Annotated in this window: 24 protein-coding genes and 1 pseudogene; 22 read left to right on the top strand and 3 right to left on the bottom strand. The window is 51.1% G+C overall.

Annotated features, from left to right (window positions below; translation table 11 throughout):
• The first annotated feature begins 82 nt into the window (after positions 1-82).
• The gene (locus HZU75_RS06225; RefSeq protein ID WP_180308288.1) at positions 83-406 is read left to right on the top strand and encodes a hypothetical protein; all 324 of its coding nucleotides are present in this window, start codon (positions 83-85) and stop codon (positions 404-406) included.
• 3 nt (positions 407-409) lie between these two features.
• On the opposite strand, the gene HZU75_RS17835 is transcribed toward HZU75_RS06225, so the two are convergent.
• On the bottom strand, positions 410-580 hold the full coding sequence (locus HZU75_RS17835; protein ID WP_444542037.1) for a protein MIGRI: 171 nt from the start codon (positions 578-580) through the stop codon (positions 410-412).
• Positions 581-895: 315 nt separating this feature from the next.
• Between HZU75_RS17835 and mraZ the strand changes: the two genes are divergently transcribed.
• From mraZ to msbA, 19 genes and pseudogenes are all read left to right on the top strand, one after another.
• Complete coding sequence (mraZ, locus tag HZU75_RS06220) at positions 896-1,363, top strand: division/cell wall cluster transcriptional repressor MraZ (RefSeq protein ID WP_228028212.1); 468 nt, start codon at positions 896-898, stop codon at positions 1,361-1,363.
• The gene (gene rsmH / locus HZU75_RS06215; RefSeq protein ID WP_180308287.1) at positions 1,360-2,304 is read left to right on the top strand and encodes a 16S rRNA (cytosine(1402)-N(4))-methyltransferase RsmH; all 945 of its coding nucleotides are present in this window, start codon (positions 1,360-1,362) and stop codon (positions 2,302-2,304) included. Before mraZ ends, rsmH begins: the two co-directional genes overlap by 4 nt.
• Positions 2,301-2,603: a cell division protein FtsL gene (ftsL, locus tag HZU75_RS06210; protein ID WP_180308286.1), complete on the top strand. Its 303-nt coding sequence runs from the start codon at positions 2,301-2,303 to the stop codon at positions 2,601-2,603. The genes rsmH and ftsL overlap by 4 nt, the downstream gene beginning before the upstream one ends.
• Positions 2,600-4,456, top strand: a complete 1,857-nt coding sequence (locus HZU75_RS06205; protein ID WP_228028211.1) for a peptidoglycan D,D-transpeptidase FtsI family protein — start codon at positions 2,600-2,602, stop codon at positions 4,454-4,456. The genes ftsL and HZU75_RS06205 overlap by 4 nt, the downstream gene beginning before the upstream one ends.
• Positions 4,453-5,949 carry a UDP-N-acetylmuramoyl-L-alanyl-D-glutamate--2,6-diaminopimelate ligase gene (locus tag HZU75_RS06200; protein WP_180308285.1) on the top strand — a complete coding sequence of 499 codons (1,497 nt, stop codon included), beginning with the start codon at positions 4,453-4,455 and terminating at the stop codon, positions 5,947-5,949. Before HZU75_RS06205 ends, HZU75_RS06200 begins: the two co-directional genes overlap by 4 nt.
• Positions 5,946-7,340 carry a UDP-N-acetylmuramoyl-tripeptide--D-alanyl-D-alanine ligase gene (locus tag HZU75_RS06195; RefSeq protein WP_228028210.1) on the top strand — a complete coding sequence of 465 codons (1,395 nt, stop codon included), beginning with the start codon at positions 5,946-5,948 and terminating at the stop codon, positions 7,338-7,340. Before HZU75_RS06200 ends, HZU75_RS06195 begins: the two co-directional genes overlap by 4 nt.
• 2 nt (positions 7,341-7,342) lie before the next feature.
• A complete protein-coding gene (gene mraY, locus HZU75_RS06190; RefSeq protein ID WP_444542039.1) occupies positions 7,343-8,416 on the top strand; it encodes a phospho-N-acetylmuramoyl-pentapeptide-transferase in 1,074 nt (357 codons plus the stop codon).
• A 14-nt stretch (positions 8,417-8,430) separates the two neighbouring features.
• Positions 8,431-9,843: a UDP-N-acetylmuramoyl-L-alanine--D-glutamate ligase gene (gene murD, locus HZU75_RS06185; RefSeq protein WP_180308283.1), complete on the top strand. Its 1,413-nt coding sequence runs from the start codon at positions 8,431-8,433 to the stop codon at positions 9,841-9,843.
• Positions 9,843-11,030, top strand: a complete 1,188-nt coding sequence (gene ftsW / locus HZU75_RS06180; RefSeq protein WP_180308282.1) for a putative lipid II flippase FtsW — start codon at positions 9,843-9,845, stop codon at positions 11,028-11,030. Before murD ends, ftsW begins: the two co-directional genes overlap by 1 nt.
• A 110-nt stretch (positions 11,031-11,140) precedes the next feature.
• Entirely contained in the window at positions 11,141-12,214 is a 1,074-nt protein-coding gene (gene murG / locus HZU75_RS06175) for an undecaprenyldiphospho-muramoylpentapeptide beta-N-acetylglucosaminyltransferase (protein WP_228028259.1), read from the top strand.
• 65 nt (positions 12,215-12,279) lie between these two features.
• The gene (murC, locus tag HZU75_RS06170) at positions 12,280-13,674 is read left to right on the top strand and encodes a UDP-N-acetylmuramate--L-alanine ligase (RefSeq protein WP_180308281.1); all 1,395 of its coding nucleotides are present in this window, start codon (positions 12,280-12,282) and stop codon (positions 13,672-13,674) included.
• Positions 13,671-14,588: a D-alanine--D-alanine ligase gene (locus HZU75_RS06165; RefSeq protein WP_180308280.1), complete on the top strand. Its 918-nt coding sequence runs from the start codon at positions 13,671-13,673 to the stop codon at positions 14,586-14,588. The genes murC and HZU75_RS06165 overlap by 4 nt, the downstream gene beginning before the upstream one ends.
• Before the next feature lie 4 nt (positions 14,589-14,592).
• Entirely contained in the window at positions 14,593-15,369 is a 777-nt protein-coding gene (locus HZU75_RS06160) for a cell division protein FtsQ/DivIB (protein WP_180308279.1), read from the top strand.
• A gap of 90 nt (positions 15,370-15,459) precedes the next feature.
• Entirely contained in the window at positions 15,460-16,692 is a 1,233-nt protein-coding gene (gene ftsA, locus HZU75_RS06155; protein ID WP_228028209.1) for a cell division protein FtsA, read from the top strand.
• A gap of 44 nt (positions 16,693-16,736) precedes the next feature.
• Positions 16,737-17,911 (top strand): annotated as a pseudogene (gene ftsZ / locus HZU75_RS06150) (cell division protein FtsZ).
• Between the two features lie 114 nt (positions 17,912-18,025).
• Positions 18,026-18,940 (top strand): UDP-3-O-acyl-N-acetylglucosamine deacetylase, encoded by a 915-nt coding sequence (lpxC, locus tag HZU75_RS06145; protein ID WP_180308278.1) that lies wholly within the window; start codon positions 18,026-18,028, stop codon positions 18,938-18,940.
• Positions 18,941-18,944: 4 nt separating this feature from the next.
• A complete protein-coding gene (locus HZU75_RS06140; RefSeq protein ID WP_180308277.1) occupies positions 18,945-19,130 on the top strand; it encodes a hypothetical protein in 186 nt (61 codons plus the stop codon).
• 4 nt (positions 19,131-19,134) lie between these two features.
• Complete coding sequence (locus tag HZU75_RS06135; RefSeq protein WP_228028208.1) at positions 19,135-19,863, top strand: 16S rRNA (uracil(1498)-N(3))-methyltransferase; 729 nt, start codon at positions 19,135-19,137, stop codon at positions 19,861-19,863.
• A gap of 120 nt (positions 19,864-19,983) precedes the next feature.
• Complete coding sequence (gene msbA, locus HZU75_RS06130; protein ID WP_180308276.1) at positions 19,984-21,732, top strand: lipid A export permease/ATP-binding protein MsbA; 1,749 nt, start codon at positions 19,984-19,986, stop codon at positions 21,730-21,732.
• A gap of 87 nt (positions 21,733-21,819) precedes the next feature.
• On the opposite strand, the gene HZU75_RS06125 is transcribed toward msbA, so the two are convergent.
• Both HZU75_RS06125 and HZU75_RS06120 read right to left on the bottom strand, forming a co-directional pair.
• The gene (locus tag HZU75_RS06125; RefSeq protein WP_180308275.1) at positions 21,820-22,641 is read right to left on the bottom strand and encodes a glycosyltransferase family 2 protein; all 822 of its coding nucleotides are present in this window, start codon (positions 22,639-22,641) and stop codon (positions 21,820-21,822) included.
• Entirely contained in the window at positions 22,638-23,384 is a 747-nt protein-coding gene (locus HZU75_RS06120) for a glycosyltransferase family 2 protein (RefSeq protein ID WP_180308274.1), read from the bottom strand. The genes HZU75_RS06125 and HZU75_RS06120 overlap by 4 nt, the downstream gene beginning before the upstream one ends.
• 148 nt (positions 23,385-23,532) lie before the next feature.
• Between HZU75_RS06120 and HZU75_RS06115 the strand changes: the two genes are divergently transcribed.
• The gene (locus HZU75_RS06115; protein ID WP_180308273.1) at positions 23,533-24,636 is read left to right on the top strand and encodes a glycosyltransferase family 4 protein; all 1,104 of its coding nucleotides are present in this window, start codon (positions 23,533-23,535) and stop codon (positions 24,634-24,636) included.
• 58 nt (positions 24,637-24,694) lie between these two features.
• Positions 24,695-25,981 carry a nucleotide sugar dehydrogenase gene (locus HZU75_RS06110; protein WP_180308272.1) on the top strand — a complete coding sequence of 429 codons (1,287 nt, stop codon included), beginning with the start codon at positions 24,695-24,697 and terminating at the stop codon, positions 25,979-25,981.
• Positions 25,982-25,997 lie beyond the last annotated feature (16 nt).

The raw sequence follows: 25,997 nt of genomic DNA, 5'->3' as shown, positions 1-25,997 counted from the left end.
GTTTTTGTGTGGGAGTTCACTTCAAGAATTTTGATGATTAGCCGATAATAATCTAAGTGCTTGAATTTTATGAATTATTTACATGAAAATAACTTCGATCCATGCGAGAAACCGTATTTTCTCTGACTATCAGATTCAGAAATATGCTCATCTCGAGGCTGAGCAAGGCGATGCCGGTACCGATCAAGATCAGGCTGGTGCTGAGCATGTATCAGCCTCGTATACGCGAGCCGTTGCGCGCTGGAACGGGGTGGAACGACGTACTAATCCAGATCGGCGCCAGCAAACACGGCGTCAATATCGTGTAGTTTCGATGCTAGATACTCGTACCGAGTCAGATCGCCGACGCCAAGGTCGCCGGCAGAGTGATCGTTTGCTCGGGGCATTTATTGCCTGCAAGGTATAATACTTAACCAGAGTATTGATGCCAAACAATTGCCAGTAGTGCCACCGTGAGCAATACTCCTGCTGCAATATGCACTGTGCGATGAATTTCTTTCCGGCGGTGTGGCCCCAACCACTGCCAAGTTATAACGGCAGCAAGAAGCAACAGAATAAATAGGTTAATTTTGCCGTTCATCAGCTGAGATCTGGTTAAGGTGTAAGAATTTGGCGAAATGCGACGTTTTTTTTGAAGCTTACGTCAGGAAAGGTGTTGAATTTAAAGTAATACTTTAACTTTTAGTGCTTGATGATTGATTTAAAACGGAGTGCTAATTTGTGATTCTGACGTTCTAAATCATTGTATCAAAACAGGAAATTGCCCGACACAACTTGTGTCGGGTTTTTTTTTGCTCTATAGTGGGGCGCAGTGGGAGAAAGTGGGTAAAAGTGCACTTTTCTTCCCGCTGAATGCCGAAGTGGGGCAAAATCCCACGGTTTTACAACTTCGTTCATGTATCGCCTCAAAGGTGGTAATTCGGTCATGTTTAGTGGTGTTTCTTCCTTAAATCTGGACAGCAAAGGGCGATTGGCAATACCTGCCAAGCATCGCGACGCCTTGCTCGCCCAGGCGCAAGGCAAGCTCATCATTACTGCGGACCCAGCCGGGTGCTTGTTGGTGTATCCCGAGCCAGCCTGGTTGCCGATTCGTGACCAGCTCAATCAGTTAACCGGCCCCAAAATGAATATTCGCCGGTTTATTGTGGGTCAGGCCGAAGAGGTCGAAATGGATGCATCAGGGCGGGTGCTAATTCCGCCGCGTCTGCGCCAAGTCGCCAAGTTGGATAAAGAGGTTGCTCTTGTTGGCATGGGAAACAAGTTCGAGCTGTGGGATGACGCGAAATGGAGTGCGACCACTGAGGCCATCATGGCGATGGATCCGCAGGAACTTGAGAATAATATGGAAGGAATTTTGCTGTGAGCGATACGCAAAGCTTCGTGCATCGCACGGTATTGCTCGATGAAGCGGTGGATGCGCTCGCAATCCAGCCTGATGGTGTGTATGTCGATTGTACTTTCGGCCGCGGTGGACACTCGCGCCTGATTCTCTCCAAGCTAGGCCCCAATGGCCGCTTGATCTCATTTGATAAAGACCCGTACGCAATTGCTGAGGCGGCGACGATCGCTGATCCGCGTTTTACGATTGTGCACGAAGGTTTCGTTACGCTGGCCGATTCGCTGGCCAAACTAGGTGTGACCCAAATTGATGGCTTGCTGATGGATTTGGGGGTTTCCTCGCCACAGCTTGATGATGGTTCTCGGGGGTTTAGCTTCCGGTTTGATGCTCCGCTTGATATGCGCATGGATACCACGCGGGGTATTACTGCTGCCGAATGGTTAAATTCGGCTGATGAAAAAGAAATTGCAGAGGTGGTGAAAGATTATGGCGAAGAACGGTTTGCTCGGCAGGTTGCAGCAGCGATTGTTACGCGTAGGGCAGTCGAACCTTTTGCTACAACAGGCGAACTTGCCGCGGTCGTGGCAACGGCAGTCCGCACCCGTGAGCCGGGCCAGGACCCGGCGACGCGTACCTTCCAAGCTGTACGGATTTACGTCAATCGCGAGCTTGAGGAGTTATCGCTAACGCTGCCACAGGCGCTTGCTTTGTTAAAACAAGGTGGACGTTTGTCGGTGATTGCGTTTCATTCGCTAGAAGATCGGATTGTGAAGCGCTTTATGCAAGATAAAGCCACGGGTGATCGTTTGCCTTCGCGTTTGCCGGTGATGGCTAGTGAAATTGCAGCTGCGCCGTTGAAAATCGTCAGCAAGCCAATTCGCGCCAGCGAGGCTGAAGTGAAAGCCAACCCACGTGCTCGCAGCGCGATTTTGCGTGTGGCTGAGCGTACCGAGGGCCCGCTGTGACTCGGTTGAACTTATTTTTACTCTTGATTGTGATTGTGTGTGCCATGGGTGTGGTGACTAGCCAGCATAAGGCGCGCAAATTATTTATCGAGCTGCAAAAACAAGATGCGATTACTCGCAAGCTGAATGTCGAATGGGGGCAATTGCAGCTAGAGCAAAGTACTTGGGCCATGCATTCGCGGATTGAGGCTGAAGCGAGCCAAAAGATGGGAATGCAAGTTGCTCCTTCTAATCGTACTCAAGTCATTCTTGAGCATGGCCAGCAGGTCGTGAAACCCGTAGTGACCGATCTGCCATGATGCGACAAGCGCGTACTGTCGCCACTGGGCGACGTCCAGATAAATATGCCGTGAAACCAAAGCTGGAGCGCTGGCGGGTTTGGTTTGTGCTGACCTGTCTCATGGGGCTGTTTGCTGCGCTGTTGGGGCGTAGTCTGTACCTGCAAGCTTGGAATGAGGGCTTTTTGCAGGATCAAGGTGATGCGCGTTACCGCCGTACTTTAAAGCTGGAACCTAACCGCGGCATGATCACCGATCGCAATGGTGAGCCGCTGGCGATTTCGACGCCAGTACAATCGATCTGGCTGAGTCCGCGCAGTATGCAGGTTTTGCCAGTTGGGCAGAGTCGTCCCAAAGATTGGAAGCAAACTGATGATGATGAGCAGGTGCCAGTCTCGGTCGACGAAATTAAAAAGATTGCCAGTTTATTGGCTATTTCACCCGATGAGCTCCAGGCCAAAATCAACGCCACCAGAAAGAACAAACAAGGCGAAGATGTAAAGTCGGATTTTCTATGGGTTAAGCGCCATATTTCACCCGCTGATGCCAAGCGGGTTTTGGCTTTAAATGTGCCTGGCGTGTATTCGCAAACTGAATATCGCCGCTATTACCCCGCAGGTGAGGTGATGGCGCATGTGGTGGGCTTTACCAATCTGGATGGTAAGGGGCAGGAAGGCTTTGAGCTGACCAAAGATTCGATGCTGGCTGGTAAAGCCGGCTCGCGGACGGTCATTCGTGATCGCCGCGGATATATCGTCGAGGATGTTTCGACCATTGTGCCGCCACAGGAAGGGCAGACTTTGCAGCTGTCGATAGATCGCCGCATACAGTACTTGGCGTATCGCGAGCTGAAAAATGCCGTTGATAACAGCCAAGCCGCAGGTGGTGCGATTGTTGTGCTCGACGCGCGCACAGGTGAGGTACTGGCCATGGCCAATGCGCCATCCTACAACCCCAATAGTCGCGCCAAAATTGATCCAGCGCATAAACGCAATCGTGCGCTGACTGATCTGTATGAGCCCGGTTCAACCATGAAAGCCGTCACTGTGGCGATGGCGCTCAATGCTGGCAAGGTTACCCCTACGACCGTGATTCAAACGGGTGGTGGCACGATGACAATTGGCCCAGCGACGATTCGTGATGACCATGCGGTGGGCGCAGCAACCGTCGAGCACATTATCCAGAAGTCTTCCAACGTCGGTGCGGCCAAGATGGCGCTGATGATGGAGCGTGAGCAAATGTCAGATTTTATGCACGCAGTGGGCTTTGGCGAAAAACTCAATACCGGATTCCCCGGCGAGTCGCCAGGTCGGGTGCGCCCATGGAAAACGTGGCGGCCGATTGAGCAGGCCACGATGGCTTACGGCTACGGGGTATCAGTCAGCGTCATGCAAATGGCACGGGCTTATCAGATGTTTGCTGGTAATGGCGAGGTGCATCCGGTGACCTTTACCAAATTGGTCGCACCTGCGCCCGGTAAGCAGGTGGTTTCTGCTGAAACAGCCGCTCAAGTGCGCAAAATGCTGGAAATGGTGACTTTGCCTGGTGGTACTGCGACACGCGCGCAAGTGGTTGGCTATCGCGTGGGTGGCAAAACCGGTACAGCGAAAAAACTGGTCAATGGCGTGTATTCCGATACCGCTCGGGTGGGCTCATTTGTTGGGTTGGCGCCGATTTCCAATCCACGCCTGATTGTGGCGGTGATGATTGATGAGCCTTCTTTTGCGCTGCGCTACGGTGGTCTAGTCGCCGCACCGGTGTTTAGTAATGTCGTGGCGGGTAGCCTGCGTTTGCTGGGTGTTCCGCCAGATGCTCCAACAACGAATATTTTACTGCCCGGTAATGGGGTGGAAGACGTGAAGGAAGACGCATGAAACCAGTAAGCTGGGCATTACCTGCCATTGATTTTGCTGCAATCGAAGCTTTGTGCGCACAGCGTACCTTGGTGGTCGACAGCCGCAAAGTGTGCGCCGGAGACGTCTTTATTGCCTATCAGGGCGAATATGTCGATGGTCGCCAGTTTATTGCCGATGCGATCGCCAATGGTGCCGCAGCAGTGATCTGGGAGGCGGAAGATTATCGCTGGGACCCTGCGCATCAAGTGACGAATATTGCGGTACCGTCGCTAAGAAACCAAGTGGGTATATTGCTGGCGAAACTGCTGGGTAATGTGGATGAGCCATTACCGGTGGTGGGTATTACTGGAACGAATGGTAAAACTTCCATTGCCAACTGGTTGGCGCAGGCATTTAATGCGCTCGGTGGTAAAGCTGGGGTGTTGGGTACGTTGGGTAATGGTTTTGTCGGCGAGCTAAGCAGTTCTACGCATACTACGCTCGACCCGTTGAGCCTGCAGCAATGGCTGGCCAAATTTCGGCAAGAAGGTGCTACCCAGGTGGCGATGGAAGTTTCGTCACATGGTTTGACGCAAGCACGTGCCCATGGCGTGCCTTTTCATACTGCAGTGTTCACCAACTTAACCCGTGATCACTTGGATTACCACGGCAATATGCAGGCGTATGGTGCCGCGAAAGCCAAGTTGTTCGAGTGGGAGGGGCTCAAAGCTGCGGTGATCAATAGCGATGATCCATTTGGTCGCGAATTGCTAGGCTTTACCACTGCGAAAACCATTTTTTCCTACGGCTTTAACAGTGGTGATTTGCGCTGTACGCAACTGGAATCATCACTCAAAGGTTTGGCGCTGACGGTAGAAACACCATTTGGTGCGACGCGTATCCAATCTAGCCTATTGGGGCGCTTTAATGCCAGCAATTTGCTGGCGTGCTTAGGCGTATTGCTGGCGCAAGGCGTCTCTTTGACTGACGCCACTACTGCGCTGGAGCAAATTCGCCCTGCAGCGGGACGCATGCAATGCCTGGGTGGTGACGATAAGCCTTTGGTGGTGGTCGATTATGCTCATACCCCCGACGCCTTAGAAAAAGTACTTATGACGTTGCGTGAAGCCATGCCGCAAGGTTCGCGCTTGTATTGTGTGTTTGGTTGCGGTGGGGATCGTGATACCGGGAAACGCCCGCTGATGGGCGAGATAGCCTGCCGTCTGGCCGACTCAGTGGTAATTACCAGCGACAATCCTCGCTCCGAAGCGCCCAAAGTCATTATTCAAGACATCGTTGCAGGGGTGTCGGGCGTGCCGGGTACTGGCAATGCGAACTATTCGATCGAGTCGGATCGTGCCGCAGCCATTAGCGATGCCATTGATATGGCACACAGCAGTGACGTGATTCTGATTGCCGGCAAAGGGCACGAAAACTATCAGGAAATTAAGGGTGAGCGCTATCACTTTGATGACGTGGAACACGCCAACAAAGCGCTCGCTAGAAAGTCGAAAGGAAATAAGAATCAATGATGTTGAGTCTGCGGGAAGCCGCGCAAGCGCTCAAGGCCAAATTGGTGGCGAGCGATAGCCAACTAACGTTTAACCGCGTCACCACCGATAGCCGTGATATTCAGGCGGGTGATTTATTTGTCGCCCTGAAGGGCGAGCGTTTTGACGCGCATAATTTTGTGGCAGCTGCTTTAGACCAAGGCGCGGTGGCTGCTTTGGTGCAAGAGTCCGGTGATGGCAACCGAATTATTGTCAAAGATACCTTGGCCGCCTTAGGTGAGTTGGCCAAATTTTGGCGCAGCCAGCATGCACACATCCCATTGATTGGGGTGACCGGCAGTAATGGCAAAACCAGCGTGAAAGAAATGCTGGCCTCAATTTGCGCTGTGGCAGCAGGTGGTGAGCAATATGTGCACGCCACTAAAGGCAATTTGAATAATCACATCGGTCTGCCACTAACCGTTCTGGGTATTCAGGCCGAACATCGTTTCGTGATTGCCGAAATGGGCATGAATCATTTCGGTGAAATCAATTACCTGACGCATATTGCCCAGCCCGATGTTGCGGTGGTGAATAACGCGGGCGCGGCGCACTTGGAAGCCTTGGGCTCGGTAGAAGGCGTGGCGCAGGCTAAGGGTGAGATTTTTGCTGGTTTGGTCGCCAATGGCACCGCCATTATTAATGCCGATGACCAATTCGCTCCGCTCTGGCAGCAACTCGCTGCAGAAAAGCAGATTTCTACATTTGGCTTGCATGGTGAAGTGACGGCAAGCCATATCGAATTACTTGCTACAGGTAGCCAATTTAGCCTGCTCTGCCCAGCGGGCGAGGCACAAGTACTGCTATCAGTACCTGGTGAGCACAATGTGCGAAATGCCTTGGCTGCCGCTGCTGCTGCACTTGCCGCAGGTATTTCCCTCGCGCACGTGCAGCAGGGGTTAAATCAATGGGCCGGTGTTAAAGGACGTTTGCAGGCGAAAACTGCCGCTAATGGCGCAGCGATTTTGGATGACACCTATAACGCGAACCCAGACTCGATGAAAGCCGCGATTGATGTTTTGGCTGCAATTGGGGCTACAGGTGTTCCGACCATTCTAGTACTCGGTGATATGGGTGAGGTCGGCGCTGATGCGGTAGAGCGTCATCGCGAAATTGGCATGTATGCCGCGCAAAGCCAGATTAATCATTTGGTAGCGGTAGGTACTGATATGCAGTATGCCGTTGAGGCATTCAATGCGCTGCGCAGTGGTGCGACGCATTGTGCCGATCACGCTGCTGCAATTGCGGCCGTCGCCGCGGTGCTGACACCAGCCAGTCAGGTATTAGTGAAAGGCTCGCGGTTTATGCGCATGGAAACGGTGGTTGCCGGCTTAGAAAATAAAACTGAACAAGGAGCACAGCCATGTTGCTGATGTTGATGCAATGGTTGGGCGAGTCGGTACGCGCCTTCAACGTGTTTAATTACCTGACTTTGCGCGCCGTGCTGGCAACGATGACTGCGTTGACGATGTCATGGGTGCTTGGCCCGTGGGTGATTCGCAAGCTGACTGAGCTTAAAGTCGGCCAAGCTGTCCGTAATGATGGCCCGCAAACCCATCTGGTTAAAGCCGGTACGCCGACGATGGGTGGCACGATGATTTTGCTGTCGATCGGTTTGACAACCCTGCTGTGGGGCGATTTAGGCAACAAATACGTTTGGCTAGTGTTGATCGTGACGATGGCGACGGGTGTGATCGGTTTTATTGATGACTACAAAAAAGTCGCACTCAAAAACCCGAAGGGCCTCTCGGCCAAGGCCAAAATGATCGGCCAATCGGCGATTGCGATTGGTGCCGGTGTGTTTCTGGTCAATGTTGGCCCCGATGCGGCCAATACCGGTTTCATTATTCCGTTTTACAAAGAAATCCTGTATCCGTTTGGTGCGATTGGCTTTTGCGTGCTGACCTATTTCGTGATTGTCGGCACCAGTAATGCGGTCAATTTGACTGATGGTTTGGATGGCTTGGCGATTATGCCGGTGGTGTTGGTTGCAGGTGCGTTCTGCATTTTTGCCTATGTCGCGGGGAATGCGAAATTCTCGACTTATCTGGGGGTGCCGCATGTTGCGGGCGCAGGTGAGTTGATTGTTTTCTGCGCGGCCATGGTGGGGGCTGGCTTGGGTTTCTTGTGGTTTAACGCTTACCCCGCCGAAGTGTTTATGGGCGACGTAGGCGCGTTGGCACTGGGTGCTGGTCTGGGCGCGGTGGCGGTGATTGTACGTCAGGAAATCGTATTGCTGATTATGGGGGGCGTGTTCGTGGTGGAGGCGCTGTCGGTCATGATTCAGGTGGCCAGCTTCAAGATGACGGGTAAGCGCGTGTTTAGAATGGCGCCGCTACATCATCATTACGAGCTTAAAGGCTGGAAGGAAACGCAAGTCGTGGTGCGGTTCTGGATTATCACCATGCTGCTGGTGTTGGCGGGTTTAGCCACACTGAAATTACGTTGATTCGAGGCTAGATCGTGGAATTAAACGCGAAACATTGCATTGTTGTAGGTTTGGGTGACACCGGTTTGGCCACTGCGCGCTGGTTGGTCGGCAAAGGTGCACGCGTCACAGTGGCCGATAGCCGCCTGACGCCCCCAAATTTGAGCAATCTGCAAGCAGAGTTTCCGCAGGTTCAATTGCGCTTAGGTGCATTTAATGTCGACACATTTGCCGACGCAGATTTACTAGTCACCAGCCCCGGCGTACCGCTGGCTACGCCGGAAATTGCGGCGGCCATTGCGCATGGTATTAGCGTGGTGGGTGATGTTGAACTACTCGCGCAAACCTTGGTAGGCAAACCAGGTAAGGTCATTGCAATTACCGGCTCGAACGGCAAATCAACGGTGACCACGATGGTGGCACAGATGTGTGAGGTGGCAGGGCAAAGTACGGTGATGGCTGGCAATATCGGCGTGCCGGTGTTGGCCGCTTTGGCTGATTGGGAAGCACGCGGCCAGTGGCCCGATGTGTGGGTGTTGGAGCTATCTAGTTTTCAATTGGAAACCACCACTTCACTTACGCCTGCCGCAGCCACCGTACTGAATGTGTCAGAAGACCATCTTGACCGCTACGCCGGTATGAATGAATACGCAGCGACCAAGGCCAGTATTTTTGCGGGCTTAGGCGTGCAAGTGTTAAATCGTGAAGATGGCTATTGCCGGGGTATGGTACGCCCAGGTCGCGATGTAGTTTGGTTTGGTGCCGATACCCCGCGTAATGGTAATGAGTATGGTCTGGTGGAAGTTGAGGGTGACTTCAGCTTGCGCTGTGGTGACTTTGAGTTGATCAAAGCCAGCGAGTTGCCGGTAGCGGGCTTGCACAATGCTGTAAATGCGCTGGCTTCTATTGCTTTGTGCCGAGCAGCAGGTCTGCCGACTGCGCCATTATTGGCGGCACTGCGTAATTTCAAAGGCTTGCCACATCGCGTTGAGTTTGTAGCCGAAGTAAACGGTGTTGCGTATTACGACGACTCGAAAGGCACGAATGTCGGAGCGACCGAGGCTGCGCTTAAAGGGATGACACGTCCAGTAGTATTGATCGCGGGCGGTGACGGTAAGGGACAGGATTTCTCGCCGCTGGTTGAGGCCTGTGAGCGGATTTGTCGCGCGGTCTTGTTGATCGGGCGTGATGGGCCAGCTTTGGCCGATGTGCTGAACGAAGCGCGGTCTAGTTTTCTGCCAGACGACGATGACAATTATTTGCCGGTGATGCAGTTGCCAACGCTAGAGATGGCGGTGTCGGTAGCGAGTAATTTTGCCGAGCCAGGTGATGTGGTGTTGCTGTCGCCTGCATGTGCCAGCTTGGATATGTTCCGCAATTATCATCATCGCGCAGAGGTATTTATTGCTGCGGTGAATCAGTTGGAACAAGGTTTGGAGCAGCACTGATGCGCCAGATTTTTTATCAAGCCATGCGCCGCATGAAGCCCACCATGAGCAGCTACGATCAGGCGCTGTTCTGGTGTGTCACTTTGCTGCTGTCGATTGGCTTGGTTATGGTGTATTCGGCGTCAATTGCCATGGCCGAGGTGGATAAAGACACCGGTTTTCGCTCGCATTATTTCTTGCAGCGCCATGCCATTTTTTTGGTGGTTGGTATTATTGCGGCAATTGGCACCTTTAATATTTCTACTGAAAAATGGCGGCATTGGGCGCCTTCATTATTCATTGCCGGTACGGTGCTGCTGCTCTTGGTGTTGTTACCAGGTATTGGCCGTGAAGTAAACGGTAGTAAGCGTTGGCTGAGTTTATTTGTGATTAATTTGCAGCCCTCTGAGCTAATGAAGTTTTTTGTTGTGTTGTACGCCGCAGATTACACGGTACGTAAAGCCAATAGCATGGGGGCAAAATTAGGCGAAAGTATCAGCAAAGTGCTGTTCCCTATGGCTTTGGTGATGGCCGTGGTGGGGGCTTTACTGCTGTTGGAGCCGGATTTTGGTGCCTTCACTGTGATTACCGCCATTGCGATGGGCGCGCTGTTTTTGGGCGGCTTTAACTGGCGTTTGTTTTTGGGACTGATCGTCTTTCTGGCCGTGGCCTTCGTCGGTTTGATTGCCTCGAGCCCCTATCGCCGCGCACGAGTATTGGGCTTTTTGGACCCATGGCAAGACCCGTACGGTAAGGGTTATCAGCTTAGCCACTCGCTGATCGCTTTTGGTCGTGGTGAATGGCACGGCGTAGGTTTGGGTGGCAGTGTGGAAAAATTGTCCTACCTGCCAGAAGCGCACACCGACTTTTTGATGGCGATTATTGCCGAAGAGTTTGGCTTTGTCGGAATCGCCATTGTGATTAGCCTGTTTATGTTTTTTGTTTTCCGTGCATTTGCGATTGGGGTGCAGGCTACCAAACTGGAACGGCATTGGCATGCCTTGGTCGCGCAGGGAATTGGTATTTGGATTGGCTTTCAATCGTTCATCAATATGGGCGTGAATATGGGCTTGATGCCCACGAAAGGTTTAACTCTGCCGCTCCTTTCATTTGGGGGTTCGGGCATTGTGGCGAATCTAATTGCGATTGGCTTGTTGATGCGAATTGACTACGAAAATCGTCAGTTGATCCGGGGGTATCGCGTATGAGTACCTGGATTTTGGTGGCTGTAATTGCTCTTATCTTTTGGGGTGGCTGGCAAAGTCGTCTCCGTCGCCAATGTGTGGAAACTAGCAATTCGCCGACGACGCAGCGCCCAGTGGCCTCCAGAACTTTGCTGGTGATGGCTGGTGGTACAGGTGGGCATATTTTCCCTGCGCTGGCGGTGGCTAATGCAATGCGTGTCAAAGGTTGGGACGTTGTATGGCTAGGCGCTAAAGGTGCGATGGAAACCCGCGTGGTGCCACAGCATGGCATTGATTTGGTGACATTAGATATTACTGGCGTGCGTGGTAAAGGCTTACTGAAAAAACTATCGCAGCCATGGGTGCAGCTCAAAGCGCTGCTGGCTGCGCTGAATTTGATTTTTCGCCGCCGTCCAGATGTGGCGATTGGCTTTGGTGGTTTTACCGGTTTTCCAGGTGGCTTGGCGATGCGCTTGTGCTGGTTGCCTTTGGTGATTCACGAGCAGAACTCAGTGGCGGGTTTAACCAACAAAGCCTTGTCGAAATTGGCCAATCGGGTGCTATTTGCATTTCCAGCGGCATTTCCGCAGCTTGCGCCCGCCAATTGTGTGGGAAACCCTGTGCGGGATGAATTACGTGCCGTGGCATCACCCGAAGTTCGTTTTGCTGGGCGTGAGGGTGTATTGAAGATTTTAGTCGTGGGTGGCAGCTTGGGGGCGCAGGTTTTTAATGAGCAAGTGCCTAAGGCGTTGGCCTTGATTGCGCCACAGGCTCGTCCACAGGTGGTGCATCAGGCTGGTGAGAAACACATCGAAGCATTGCGTGCCAATTACGCTGCAGCAGGGGTAGAGGCCGAATGCGTTGCCTTTATCAATGATATGGCCCAAGCCTACGCCGATGCGGATGTCGTGCTGTGCCGAGCAGGTGCGCTCACTGTGGCTGAGTTGGCCTGTATCGGTGTGGCGGCGATTTTGGTGCCTTTTCCGCATGCAGTGGATGATCATCAAACTGGTAATGCGCAGTATTTGAGCGAGCAAAATGCAGGCATTTTATTGCCGCAAACACAGATTAGCGCCGAAGCGTTGGCTGATTTGTTGCAGCGTATGAGTCGAGAGCAATGCCTTGAATTAGCAGGCAACGCCAAACGATTGGCCAAACCGGATGCAACAGCGCAAGTTGTTGCTGTAATTGAAGAATTAGCGGGATAGGAGTATAGGGTAATGACTTGTAGAGTATATAATATGTGCTCTCTGGTCTTATACCCTTAGTGGATATGAAGCATAAAGTTAAACGCATTCATTTCGTCGGTATCGGCGGTGTCGGTATGAGTGGCATCGCTGAGGTGCTGCTTAACCTTGGGTTTGAGGTGAGCGGCTCCGATTTGGGTTCTAATGCCACCACCCAGCGGCTGACTGCGGCTGGCGCCGAGGTGCATCAAGGCCATGCCGCAGAATTTGTTGCTAATGCCGACGTGGTGGTGATCTCTAGCGCGGTTAAAGACGATAACCCAGAAGTAGTCGAAGCGCGCGCGCGGCAAATTCCGGTGGTGCCACGGGCAATGATGCTGGCTGAGCTGATGCGTTTAAAGCAAGGGATTGCGATTGCCGGTACCCACGGTAAAACGACGACCACTAGCTTGAGCGCCAGTGTGCTCGAAGCGGCTGGCCTTGACCCAACATTTGTGATCGGTGGCAAGCTACATGCCGCGGGCTCGAATGCCCGCCTAGGGCACGGTGACTTTCTGGTGGCAGAAGCCGATGAAAGCGATGCTTCCTTTTTATTGCTTTCGCCGGTGATTTCGGTGGTCACCAATATCGATGCTGATCATATGGATACTTATGGTCATGATTTCGAGAAGTTGAAGCAGGCGTTTATTGATTTTCTCCATCACTTGCCATTTTATGGTCGCGCGATTTTGTGTATCGATGATCCGCACGTGCGCTCAATTTTGCCCAAGGTAACCAGCCCGATTACCACCTATGGCGTGTCGGAAGATGCCATGTTGCGCGCGGAGAATATCGTGGCCGCTCATGGGCAAATGAAGTTTGATGCAGTTTGGAAAAATGGTGAAACGCGTCGTTTGGCTGTGACGTTAAATATGCCGGGTATGCACAATGTATTGAATGCACTGGCGGCGATTGCGATTGGGATTGAAGTTGGTGCAGATGAAGCTGCAATTGTTGCTGCGCTGGAACAATTTGAAGGTGTAGGCCGACGCTTTCAGCGTTATGGCGAGGTGGCATTACCCGCCGGCGGCTCAATCACCTTGGTTGATGACTATGGTCACCACCCTGTGGAAATGGCTGCGACTTTGGCTGCGGCGCGCGGCGCTTTCCCTGGCCGTCGCTTGATGTTGGCTTTCCAGCCGCATCGCTATACCCGTACGCGGGATTGCTTTGAAGATTTTGTCAAAGTGCTTAGCACTGTGGATGGTCTGTTGCTCGGTGAAGTGTACGCCGCTGGGGAGACTCCGATTGTGGCCGCAGATGGCCGTGCCTTGGTGCGGGCGGTGCGCGTGGCTGGCAAAGTAGAGCCCATCTTTGTGGAAAATATTGCCGATATGTCAACGGCAATTCTTGCCGCAGCGCAGGCAGGTGATGTGATTGTAACGATGGGTGCAGGCTCGATCGGTAATGTGCCAAAACAAATTGCGAGCCTAAAAGTATGAATAAGTTTGGAAAAGTAGCGGTCATCATGGGCGGCTCGTCTGCTGAGCGTGAAGTGTCCTTAATGAGTGGTGCCGGCGTTTTGGCGGCTCTGCAAAGTAAAGGGGTTGATGCGCATGCATTTGATCCGGCAGAAAAACCATTGATTGCGCTAAAAGAAGAAGGCTTTGATCGTGCGTTTTTGATCTTGCACGGCCGTGGCGGTGAAGATGGCACGATTCAGGGGGCGCTGGAGTTTATGGGCTTGCCGTACACCGGCTGCGGCGTAATGGCCTCGGCGATCGCGATGGATAAATGGCGGACCAAATTACTGTGGGAAGCCGCTGGTTTGCCAGTACCTGAGTACCGAATTATTGATAGCGCAGCGGAGTTGACGCTAGCGGCGGAAGAACTTGGTTTGCCATTGTTTGTGAAGCCTGCCAGCGAAGGGTCAAGTGTTGGGGTAGTGAAGTTGAAATCTCTGACTGAGGTTGAGGCCGCTTGGACTGAGGTATCACGCCATGATTCGGTCGTGTTGGCCGAGCGCAATATTGGCGGCGGCGAGTTCACGTGTGCGGTGCTGGATGGCAAAGCATTGCCGAGTGTACGGATTATTCCCCAAACTGAATTTTATGATTACGAAGCGAAATACTTCCGGGATGACACAGAATATCGCTGCCCAGCTGGTTGGAGTGATGCGCATGAAGCGCTGGCTCGGTCGTTGTCGGAAAAAGCCTACCGAGTACTAGGGGCGAGTGGTTGGGCTCGGATTGATTTTTTGACTGATGATGACGGCACGATTTATTTATTGGAAGCCAATACCGCGCCAGGCATGACAAGCCACAGCCTATTTCCAATGGCTGCTCGTGAGTCTGGTTTGTCATATGAAGACTTAGTGGTCAAAATTTTGGCCGCTACGCTCAATAAGGCGCAATAACAGCATGTGGGATAAACCGCAATTATTAATGTGGATAGCCAATCTATTGACTGGCTTAGCCATGCTATTGCTGTTTTATTCCCTTTTGTTTCTGGCGGTACATTCACCATTATTTCCGGTGAAACGTATCAAAGTAGATGGTGAATTAACCCATATCACCCGTGAGCAATTGCAGTATGTGATTAAAAATGAACTGAAAGGTACTTTTTTTACGCTGGATTTGAATAAAGCCCGACAAGATTTTGAAAAATTACCATGGGTGCGCCGCGTAGAAGTTCGTCGTCGGTGGCCAGATCGCCTGGAAGTGAATATTGAAGAACATCGTGCAATTGCCCGCTGGGGCTCAAGCGCTTTATTGAATCAATATGGTGAGCAATTTGATGCTGCCAGCAATGAATCATTGCCCATATTAGAAGGCCCGGAAGGAACTGAGCGGGTCATGGTCGAAGGTTTATTGCGCTTAAAAGAGTTATTGAAGCCATTAGATCGTAAACCAACACAGTTATGGCTATCCGATCGTCGCGCTTGGCGTTTTGAATTGGATAAAAACTTAATTGTTGAAGTGGGACGTGATGAGCCGATCGAACGGGTTGAGCGTTTTGTGAAAGCCTACCCCAATTCACTGGCCTTGTTGCAGCAGCCATTTGAATATATTGATTTGCGCTATCCAAATGGATTTGCGGTGCGCCTGCCGGATTACAAACCAGCCGCGCCACCTAAATTGGATGCGAATGGCAAACCGATTGTCGTAAAACCAAAAGCGGTCAAGGCTTCGGCATGATTTATGCTTTCGGATAAATTAAGCAATATAAAATATTAAGTTGGCGTATTTTTTTAAAGTTAATTCTTAAGATTAGTAAAGAGGCTGTCAGTGACTAGGGACGCAAAAAATCTCATCGTTGGGCTAGATATCGGAACGTCAAAAGTCGTTGCGGTGGTTGCTGACGTGACCGAAGATGGCTCGCTCAATGTCGTCGGCATGGGCTCAGCATCATCGAAAGGCTTAAAGCGCGGTGTCGTCGTTGATATCGAAAAAACTGTGGGTGCAATTCAAGCTGCATTAGGCGAAGCTGAATTAATGGCTGATTGCAAAATTAGCGAGGTTTATACCGGTATTGCCGGCAGCCACATTAAAAGCCTGAATTCACACGGCATGGTCGCAATTAAAGATAAAGAAGTGACTCAAGCTGATATTGATCGCGTTATTGAAACCGCCAGCGCTGTGAACATTCCCGCCGATCATCAGGTTTTGCATATTTTGTCGCAAGAATATGTGATCGATGGTCAGGAAGATGTTAAAGAGCCATTGGGCATGTCAGGCGTGCGTCTTGAGGTGCGAGTGCATATCGTATCTGGTGCTGTTTCTGCGGTGCAGAACATTACGAAATGCGTGCGCCGTTGTGGCTTAGAAATTGCCGAGGTGGTATTGCAGCCATTGGCAAGCGCCCATGCTGTATTGACTGATGACGAACGCGATTTGGGTGTTTGTTTGGTTGATATTGGCGGTGGCACTACTGATATGGCGGTATTTATTAATGGTGCAATTCGCCATACCGCAGTAATTCCAATTGCTGGCGATCAAATTACTAATGATATTGCGATGGCTTTGCGCACGCCAACCGGTGAAGCCGAGAATATTAAAATCCAACACGGTGTGGCTTTACGCCATATGACTGATCCACAAACCATGATTGAAGTGCCCGGGGTTGGGGAACGCGGTGCGCGTCAAATGTCACGCCATACTTTGGCCGAAGTGATTGAGCCACGTGTTGAAGAATTATATAGCTTTGTGCAAGCAGAATTACGCCGCGTTAATTTGGAAGACAGATTATCAAGCGGGATTGTTATTACTGGCGGTGCTTCATTAATGCCGGGAATGACTGAATTGGCTGAGGAAATATTTCATATGCCAGTTCGATTAGGTTTACCACGCTATGTGGGTGGATTAGCAGAGGTAGTTAAAAACCCTCGCTATTCAACTGCAGTGGGTTTGCTGTTGGTCGCGCGACAACAAATGCAAAAAATCCCTGGGCAACGGGGTAAAGATGGCTCAATTGGAGACATTTTTGGGCGAATGAAGTCTTGGTTTCAAAATAACTTTTGAAATTTTCGGGTAAGCGGTAAAATCGGGTAACAGGAGAGAGAACCATGGCATTAACAATTGAAGTTCCAGAAGTATCCCATCACGTAAATATCAAAGTAATTGGCGTGGGGGGGCAGGTTGCAATGCAATTAATAATATGATCGAACACCACATGCAAGGTGTTGATTTTATTTCTTCCAATACTGATGCACAGGTATTGAAATTATCAAAAGCGGATAATGTAGTTCAGTTGGGCGCTGAATTAACTAAAGGCTTTGGTGCGGGTTGTAATCCTGATATTGGCCGCCAAGCAGCAGAAGAAGATCGCGAACATATCGCTGAATTAATTTCAGGTGCAGATTTATTATTTATCACTGCCGGTATGGGCGGTGGTACAGGTACTGGCGCGGCTCCCGTGATTGCGCAAGTTGCCCGAGAAAAAGGCATTTTGACCGTCGGCGTGGTAACCAAACCCGGTCTGGATGAAGGTGGCCGCCAAAAAGTGGCGCAAGCCGGTATTGATGAATTGTCCCGTTATGTTGATTCATTGATCGTGGTTTCAAATCAGAAACTTGAAGAAGTGCTGGGTGACGATGTGACTATCGACGAAGCATTCCGCGCTGCTGATGATGTTCTGCGCAATGCGGTTGGTTCTATCGTTGAAATCATCCACTATCCAGGCTTGATTAACGTTGACTTTGCGGACGTGCGCACTGTAATGCGTGAAATGGGTATGGCCATGATGGGCTCTGCTAATGCGGCTGGTCCAGATCGTGCAATCCGCGCTACTGAAGAAGCAATTCGTTGCCCTCTGCTCGACAATATTAGCTTTAAAGGTGCGCGTGGCGTGCTGGTGAACTTCTCTACTGCCCCCGGCAAACTGAAAAAATCAGAAACCCGCCAAGCCTTGGAAATCATTGAAGCGCACGTAGCTGAAGGCGCTTTGGTTAAACACGGTGTTGTTTACGATCCAGAGTTGGCTGAAGACGAAATCCGCGTTACTTTGGTTGCTACTGGTTTGGGCGGTGGTAAAGACATGAATAAACCACAGCTGTCAGTTGTGAGCAGCCAAACTCTGAAAACGGGTACTGACAACGCTGCTTACGACGATGCCTACGATACCCCAGCAATCTGGCGTAACAACCGTCGTAACCCAGCTCCGGAAGCGACATCGGCTCGTCCAGCGATGTCGAATATTGATATGGATATTCCTGCCTTTTTGCGCCGCCAAGCTGATTAATTTTGCTGCTTGAATAAACGGTGCCTATGGGCTTGATTGTAATGATTCATCCAGCGCAAGACCCGAGGCTGGTAGAATTAGTGCAATTAAAGCTGTGATAAGGCAGAAATGGCCATGTTTTTACAACGTACCTTGAAAAGCACAATCCGTGCGACTGGCGTTGGTTTGCATTCGGGTGAAAAAGTGACTCTCACTTTACGCCCCGCTGCAGCCGACCATGGGATTGTGTTTCAACGCTCTGATTTGCCCGAGTCAAAGCCTTTCAAGGTCGGCCCTGATTTGGTGAACGACACGCGACTCTCCTCGACGCTCGTCCAAGACGGCGTGCGTGTCGGCACCATTGAGCATCTGATGTCGGCCTTTGCGGGGCTCGGTATCGACAATGTAATTGTTGATGTTGATGCGCCCGAAATGCCGATTATGGATGGTTCTGCTGCACCGTTTATCTATTTGCTACAAAGCGCCGGTATCCGCGAGCTTAATAAACCCAAACAATTTGTTCGTGTTCTTAAACCGATTGAAGTTCACGATGGTGATAAGTGGGTGAAGTTCGAGCCACACGATGGCTACAAAGTCGCACTGACGATTGATTTTCAGCACCCTGCCTTTAAAAAATCAGCACAAACCATTGAAATTGATTTTGCCGAAAGCAATTACGTGAGCGAAATTGCCCGTGCGCGCACGTTTGGTTTTATTCATGAAGTTGAATATCTGCGTGCCAATGGCTTAGCCCGTGGCGGAAATATGGATAATGCAGTGGTCATTGATGAGTTTCGCGTACTCAATGATGGTGGTTTGCGTTTTGAAGACGAATTTGTTCGCCACAAAATTCTAGATGCCATTGGTGATCTGTATATTCTGGGATATCCGCTGATTGCTGCGTTTTCAGGCTATAAATCAGGTCATGCGATGAATAATAAATTGCTACGCGCATTGTTAGCTGACCGTGATAGCTACGAATTAGTCACCTTTGATGATGATGCGCATGTGCCATCATCATTTCATGATCTGCCTCCATTGAGCATCTAGTGCCATGTTTGCCTTATTGCGCGGCTTGGCGATTTTGGCACTGCTACTGATTGTATATGCAGGTTTCCGCTACGCCCGTGAACGCGATCCCCGCTGGTTGCGTAATATTCGGGTCGTTCTGTTTTCTTTGCTTGGAATTGGCGTGATGTTTGGCATCGGCCTATTTATCGAGCGACTTACCTTGGGTTAAGAGCATGGCATTGCCTCGTTTTTATGTGGATCAGCCTCTTGTGCTGGGGGCGCAATTTGACTTGCCTGAAGCCGTTGCAAGGCACGTGCAGGTAGTGAGAATGCAGCCTGAGGAGGTCATTACTGTTTTCAACGGGCAGGGCGGCGAATATCAGGCCAGAATTAGCAGTATGGGTAAAAAAACCGTGACTGTTGAGCTGACTGCATTTGCCCGAGTCGATCGTGAGTCCACCTTGCAATTGACCTTAGTTCAAGCGGTTTCGGCGTCGGATCGCATGGATTACACCGTGCAAAAAGCGGCAGAGCTGGGGGTAACGGTGTTTCAGCCAGTGATTTCGCAATACTGTCAGCAGCGTTATAGCGGTGAGCGGGCAGAAAAGCGGCTGGCACATTGGCAAGGTATTGCAGCTAGTGCGGCTGAACAGTGTGGTCGTACGCAGCTAATGCAGATTCGTCCGATTGTGACTTTTGCGCAATTTTTGGCGGCCAGCAACGATAGTGAGCTCAAATTGCTAATGTGCCCAACGGGGGCCGTGCATCATTCGGCTTTACCCGCGCGAGCCCAATCTGTCACGGTATTGGTAGGCCCAGAAGGGGGGTATTCTGCTGAAGAAGACTCACTGGCTATTGCTAGTGGCTATACCTCGCTAATTTTGGGGCCAAGAATTTTCCGCACTGAAACGGTTGCCCCCGTTATCGCTGGATTCCTACAGGCTAAATACGGCGACTTTTAATCGTTGCGCATCAAAGCTGCGCGGCGCAAACGGCGCCGCGGCATTTCCCTTTGTGCCTAACGCCCGTAATTGGGCTTGGGTGCTTTATAATCGCTTTTTACCTCATTTCTGGCCATCCATATGAATAGCCGTCAGCTTTATTTCCGCCTGCTGGCCTACTTTAAGCCGTATCGCACGATTGCGATTGCGGTGCTGATCTCGATGATTATTGCCGGCTCGGTGGATGCATTAATGATGCGCTTGTTAAAAGACATCATCGATGGCTTTCAGAATATTAATGCGGGTGATCAAGCGCCGTGGCATATGCCGCTGATCTTGTTTGGTTTGGGTTTAGTACGCTTGGTCTCGAGCTTTGCCAATGAATATGGTGGTGCCTGGTTGTCGTCGCGGATTATGGAAACCCTCCGGCAGCAGGTATTTGATCGCATGATGGCGATGCCCATTCGCTTTTTTGATCAATCTTCGGTAGGGGTGTTGCTGTCCCGCGTCACGTTTGACATTAACCAGATTATGGATGCGGGCCTTAATGTAATGACGACGATTGTGCGCGATAGCGTACTGGCCATTTCATTGCTGGTGATTATGCTCTGGACCGATTGGCAGTTAACGCTGTTTTGCTTGATTATGTTACCCGGTGCAGCCGTCTCGATTCGGGTAGTGAGTAAGCGCCAGCGGCGTTTATCGCGAGAAACCCAGAATACGATGGGTGAAATGAGCCAGATTCTGGATGAAAGTCTGGGTGGGCAGCGCATCATTAAGATTTTTAATGGTGCGCAGTATGAATCGGCGCGTTTTAGTAAAGCCAATCGCCAAGTACGCAATTTGATGGTGAAACGCGCAGCGACCAGCAGTTTAAACTCAGGATTTACCGTATTTCTGATTGCGGTGGCCATTGCCGCGATTATCTATGTCGCAGGTATTCGCGCCGCTGAAGGTGCGATGACCGCGGGGGCCTTTGTATCGTTTATGGGCTCAATGATGTTGTTGCAACAACCGATTAAGAATCTTTCCAAAATCAATGACCCGCTGCATCGCGGCTTGGCGGCGGCAGAATCAGTATTTGCCTTGATTGATTCAGCCATTGAGCAAGATGAAGGGCGGCATCAAGTCGAGCGAGTTAAAGGCGCGTTATCGATTCGTGAGCTGGAGTTTGCTTATAGCGAAGAAGGCGTAAAAGCCTTGAATCAGATCAATCTTGAGATTGCACCGGGCGAAAGTGTGGCGCTAGTGGGGCAGTCGGGCAGTGGTAAAACAACGCTGGCGAGCTTGTTGCCGCGTTTTTACGATGCTACAGGCGGTGAAATTCGCCTCGATGACGTACCGCTTGCTGAGTACCAGTTAGCCAACTTACGGCAGCAAATTGCCTTGGTGAGCCAAGATATGGTGCTGTTTAACGATACTGTCGCGGCCAATATTGCGTATGGCTCAGGCCAGATAGATATGGAGCGCGTGCGTGCCGCAGCAACAGCGGCGTACGCCACCGAGTTTATTGAGCAAATGCCCAATGGCTTTGACGAAATGCTGGGCGAAAATGGCGTGCGGCTATCGGGCGGCCAGCGCCAGCGCTTGGCGATTGCCCGCGCGATTTACAAAGATGCGCCAGTGCTGATTCTTGATGAGGCGACCAGTGCGCTCGATACCGAGTCAGAGCGCAAAGTGCAAGAAGCATTGGAAAACCTGATGCAAGGTCGTACCACCGTTGTCATTGCCCATCGTTTATCGACGATTGAAAAAGTAGATCGGATTGTGGTGATGAATGCAGGCCGCGTGATTGAAAGCGGCAAACACGCCGATCTCATCGCCAAAAACGGCATGTATGCGCAAATGCATGCGGTGCAATTTGGGCTGGAGTCTAATTCCAGAGTTTAACGCTGCCGATGCTGACGCAGAATGGGCTGATTTTGAATTTGCGCTAGGGTATGTTGTTGTAGGCTTTTATACGTATTGCCTATGTGGTTATGCCCTGGTGATGTATTGATCAACGCCTAGTTGCGCACGAATGTGATTGCCTTGGATTGTTGCTTCTAGCTTGGCCCAGTTTGCGGCCTGTTTTGATCGGTCATTTTCCCGGTGCCACAGGTGTAAAACTGGAATCGCAAAGCGACCATCTTTGAGTTTGAGGCCCGCACGGATGAGGCGCACCGCAAAATCGGAGTCTTCGTGACCCCAGCCTGAGAATGATTCATCAAAGCCATTAATCGCCATAAAGTCGGCCTTCCAAACCCCAATATTGCAGCCTTTTAATACTTGCCATTGGGTTGCACGCTGTTTGCGCATTTCAACTAACTTTAGTCGTAACCAAGGCAGTGCCCGATTTGCTTGCCCGCTAAATTTGGCGATCAACCAGCGAAGTTTGCTCCATGAGGCTGGATTTTGTTGGGTACTCAGCAACGAACGAGTGATCGCTTCATTGAGTAATACCCGGTTGCCTGCCGAAAACCAGCCCGCCTCTGCCAGTCCCAAACTTTGGGTGATGAAATCCGGCATTGGAATGCAGTCGCCATCCAAAAAAACTAAAAACTCGCCTTGGGCGAGTGCCGCACTTCGATTGCGAATCGCCGCAAGTCGGAACCCTGTATCTTCGTGCCAGACATGATGCAGTGGGCAGGGAAAGTGTGCTTGCCACTTGCTAACTAAGGCTTGGGTATCAGCTTGAGAGCCATCATCCGCCACAATCACTTCCCAATCGGCGGCACCTACCTGCAGCGCTAGGCCTTGAAGGACGGCATTGAGCGCGTCGGGGCGGTTATAGGTCGATACGATGATGGATAGTTTCATTGTTCAGCCAAGTACATTAATTTCAAATAGCGGTAGTAAGTGCCTTCGGCGTTGGAGACGGCCAAAATAAAGCCTTCTCGCCCATCCAGAAACCCGCGTTGTAATACATAAGTGCGTAAAAAAGCCCACAGGCCTTTGTATATGGCCTTGAATAAACCTGATTTCTCACCCTTAGCCAAGCGCTGCCGAGCGCCCGCGCTGGAATAGCGATTCACTTTATCCAGTACATCATCCAGATTGTCAAAAGAGTAATGCAATAACTCTCCGGCCAATAGCGGCGCTGCACCTGAATAAAGTAAACGTTCATGGACCAGATCTTCAGAGTATTGTGCACAACCGCGTTTGAATAGGCGCGGTAAATGATCAGGCTGCCAGCCTGAGTGGCGTATCCAGCGCCCACAATAATTGGACAAACGGGCGAGTTGATAAATGTCGGCAGTGGGATTGCTGATTGCAGCCCGAATACTGTCGGTCAATGCCGTGGTGAGGATTTCATCCGCGTCCAAGGCGAGAATCCAGTCGGTATTCAGGTAGGCAAGGGCGCGGTTTTTTTGAATGCCAAAGCCCGGCCAGTCGCTGGTGTGATGCACTGCTACCTGATGCGACTGAGCGATCTCTAGCGTTTGATCCGAGCTGCCAGAGTCTAAGATCACAATTTGATCCGCCCATTTGGCCGCCAGCAAACATTCATTCAGATGCGCGGCTGCGTTCTTTGTAATAATTGCGATACCGAGAGTGGGCATGGGCTTGTACGCCAAAGTGATTTTAATAAATTGCATTACAGCCAACCGCGCATTGTGAACGTGAAGAAAGGTAGGCGTCAATGCGGTGATATAATGTGCCAATTGCCCACGCAAATGGTGCTTGTGGGTGGTGTAGCGGAGGGGGTGAGTGGCTTTGCGTGTATTACATACCGAATGTTCGAGTAGCTGGGGAGGCCAAGAGCTACGAATTATTAGTGAAATGCGCGCAATGCAAAAGATGGGGCATGAGCTAGAACTCATCGCGCTCAGTGGCTCGCGAATGGCGCAAGAGGCCAAAGCTGCAGGCCTGATTGTCTGGGAATTGCCGATTGCTAAAAAGCGGGTGTCGGCCTTATTGGCGATGCGGCGCTGGCTGGTGACGAATCGTCAGCGCTTTGACGTGATTAACACCCATCGCTCGACTGATCACTGGCTAGTTGCTGCCGCAGGTTTGCTGCTGACTGATTTACCCCCGGTAGTTAGAACCCGGCATATGGCAACACCAATTAGTAATCGCCTGACCACCCGTTGGCTGTATCAGCGTGCCACACAAATGATTGTAACCACCGGCTCAATGGTGCGCGAGCAACTGATCCGTGATAACAGGTTTGATGCTGAACGTCTTGTTTCGATACCCACGGGTGTTGATTTACAGCGGTTTTACCCGCAAGATCGCCATCAATTACGTCAACAGTTGGGCTTGCCAGCAAAGAAAACACTGGGTTTTGCCGCTAGTGGTCTGCATGCTGGAAAAGGCTGTGATTTACTGGCGCAAGCTTGGACGGTATTACAAGCCCAGTTTCCCGATTGGCAATTGGTTTTGGTTGGGGATGATGAGCAATATGCTCCGGTATTAGACCTGCAGGCACAATTTCCCGATTCCGTCCGCTTAGTAGGCTATCAGCCCGCACTGGAGCATTGGCTAAATGCATTTGATGTATTTGTTCTTCCTTCCGATTCAGAAGGGGTGCCACAAGTGATTACCCAAGCGATGGCCTGCGCGGTGCCTGTGGTGGCAACCCGCGTGGGGGGGATTCCAGACGCGGTGATCCATCAAGAAACCGGGTTGTTAATTGAAAAACGTGATTTACCCGCATTAGTCAAAGCATTAACGGCGGTGATGGCTGATGATGCTCTGCGTGAGCAATATGGTGCGGCTGGTTTGGCGCGAGCGAAGGCTATCTTTAGTGTTGAGCGTATGGCGGTGGACATGGAGCGGGTTTTCCTTGAAGTCTGCGCTGCCTCACGCTAGGGATTAGTTGCTGCGAAGATCCGCATATTTCATCAAATTCAAAGGTAGAACTTAACTTATGGCGCATCAGCGAAAAATATCCGTGATTGGGCTTGGCTATGTTGGCCTGCCTGTGGCTGTAGCGTTTGGCAAGGTGGCTCCGGCCATCGGTTTTGATATTAATGAAGCCCGCTTGGCTGAGCTGCGTGCTGGGCATGACCGCACCAATGAAGTTGAAGATGGCGACCTTGTTGCCGCACAGATTGTGTACACCAGCAGTACCGAAGAATTGGCTCAAGCAGATTTTCACATCGTGGCGGTGCCTACCCCTGTTGATGATGCGCACCAACCCGATCTGACCCCTGTGGTGAAAGCGTCCGAAACGGTGGGCAAGGCGCTTAAGCGTGGTGATATCGTTGTTTATGAATCGACCGTCTATCCCGGGGTGACCGAAGACATTTGCGTGCCGATTCTGGAGCGTGTTTCCGGGCTTAAATGCGGCGTGGATTTTACTGTTGGTTACAGCCCAGAGCGGATCAATCCAGGTGATAAAGAACATACCTTCACCAAAATTAAAAAAGTGGTCTCAGGACAAGATCAAGTCACGCTCGATATCGTAGCTGACGTGTACGCTTCGGTCGTGACGGCTGGCGTGCATAAAGCCGCTACGATTAAGGTTGCTGAAGCTGCCAAAGTGATCGAAAACACCCAGCGCGATTTGAATATTGCGCTAATGAATGAGTTGGCTCTGATTTTTGACCGCATGGGCATTGATACGCTCGATGTACTGGAAGCTGCGGGTACGAAGTGGAATTTCTTGAAATTCAAGCCCGGTTTGGTGGGAGGGCATTGCATTGGCGTTGATCCATATTACCTAACCCATAAAGCGGAAAAGCTGGGGTATATCCCGCAAGTTATTCTGTCAGGCCGTCGCATCAATGATGGGATGGGGGCGTATATTGCGCAGCAAACCATCAAGCAAATGATTCATGCGGGTCACGCAATTGCTGGCAGTACCGTGACCGTGCTAGGTCTCACATTTAAAGAAAATTGCCCAGATTTGCGTAACTCGCGCGTGATCGACATTATTCGTGAACTGCAGGATTTTGGCGTTAATGTGCAGGTATGTGATCCAGAGGCCGATAGCCAAGAGGCTGTAGAGGAATACGGTGTGCCTTTGACGCCAGTTGCTGAGCTCCAAAAAGCTTCTGCAATCGTTGTTGCCGTAGCGCATCACGAATTTGCCACCTGGCCTGTAGCGCAGTATTTGGCTTTGCTGGAGAGCAATCCAGTCGTGATCGATGTGAAAGGGATTTGTGATCGCCAAGCGATGGCTGATGCCGGTGTGCGTTTCTGGCGTCTGTAACTGTTGTCGTAATCTA

The sequence above is a fragment of the Chitinibacter fontanus genome, from assembly GCF_013423785.1.
Taxonomy (GTDB): Bacteria; Pseudomonadota; Gammaproteobacteria; order Burkholderiales; family Chitinibacteraceae; genus Chitinibacter; species Chitinibacter fontanus.
Note: the sequence above shows the minus strand (reverse complement) of the source record. Positions and strands in the feature narration are given on the sequence as shown.

What these genes read in the sequence shown, in the direction of transcription:
- mraZ (WP_228028212.1), top strand. Translation starts at nt 896, where the DNA reads ATGTATCGCCTCAAAGGTGGTAATTCGGTCATGTTTAGTGGTGTTTCT.
- HZU75_RS06225 (WP_180308288.1), top strand. Translation starts at nt 83, where the DNA reads ATGAAAATAACTTCGATCCATGCGAGAAACCGTATTTTCTCTGACTAT.
- HZU75_RS06160 (WP_180308279.1), top strand. Translation starts at nt 14,593, where the DNA reads ATGTGGGATAAACCGCAATTATTAATGTGGATAGCCAATCTATTGACT.
- HZU75_RS06200 (WP_180308285.1), top strand. Translation starts at nt 4,453, where the DNA reads ATGAAACCAGTAAGCTGGGCATTACCTGCCATTGATTTTGCTGCAATC.
- HZU75_RS06140 (WP_180308277.1), top strand. Translation starts at nt 18,945, where the DNA reads ATGTTTGCCTTATTGCGCGGCTTGGCGATTTTGGCACTGCTACTGATT.
- ftsW (WP_180308282.1), top strand. Translation starts at nt 9,843, where the DNA reads ATGCGCCAGATTTTTTATCAAGCCATGCGCCGCATGAAGCCCACCATG.
- HZU75_RS06205 (WP_228028211.1), top strand. Translation starts at nt 2,600, where the DNA reads ATGATGCGACAAGCGCGTACTGTCGCCACTGGGCGACGTCCAGATAAA.
- msbA (WP_180308276.1), top strand. Translation starts at nt 19,984, where the DNA reads ATGAATAGCCGTCAGCTTTATTTCCGCCTGCTGGCCTACTTTAAGCCG.
- HZU75_RS06110 (WP_180308272.1), top strand. Translation starts at nt 24,695, where the DNA reads ATGGCGCATCAGCGAAAAATATCCGTGATTGGGCTTGGCTATGTTGGC.
- lpxC (WP_180308278.1), top strand. Translation starts at nt 18,026, where the DNA reads ATGTTTTTACAACGTACCTTGAAAAGCACAATCCGTGCGACTGGCGTT.
- HZU75_RS06195 (WP_228028210.1), top strand. Translation starts at nt 5,946, where the DNA reads ATGATGTTGAGTCTGCGGGAAGCCGCGCAAGCGCTCAAGGCCAAATTG.
- HZU75_RS06125 (WP_180308275.1), bottom strand. Translation starts at nt 22,641, where the DNA reads ATGAAACTATCCATCATCGTATCGACCTATAACCGCCCCGACGCGCTC.
- HZU75_RS06120 (WP_180308274.1), bottom strand. Translation starts at nt 23,384, where the DNA reads ATGCCCACTCTCGGTATCGCAATTATTACAAAGAACGCAGCCGCGCAT.
- HZU75_RS06135 (WP_228028208.1), top strand. Translation starts at nt 19,135, where the DNA reads ATGGCATTGCCTCGTTTTTATGTGGATCAGCCTCTTGTGCTGGGGGCG.
- murC (WP_180308281.1), top strand. Translation starts at nt 12,280, where the DNA reads ATGAAGCATAAAGTTAAACGCATTCATTTCGTCGGTATCGGCGGTGTC.
- HZU75_RS17835 (WP_444542037.1), bottom strand. Translation starts at nt 580, where the DNA reads ATGAACGGCAAAATTAACCTATTTATTCTGTTGCTTCTTGCTGCCGTT.
- HZU75_RS06165 (WP_180308280.1), top strand. Translation starts at nt 13,671, where the DNA reads ATGAATAAGTTTGGAAAAGTAGCGGTCATCATGGGCGGCTCGTCTGCT.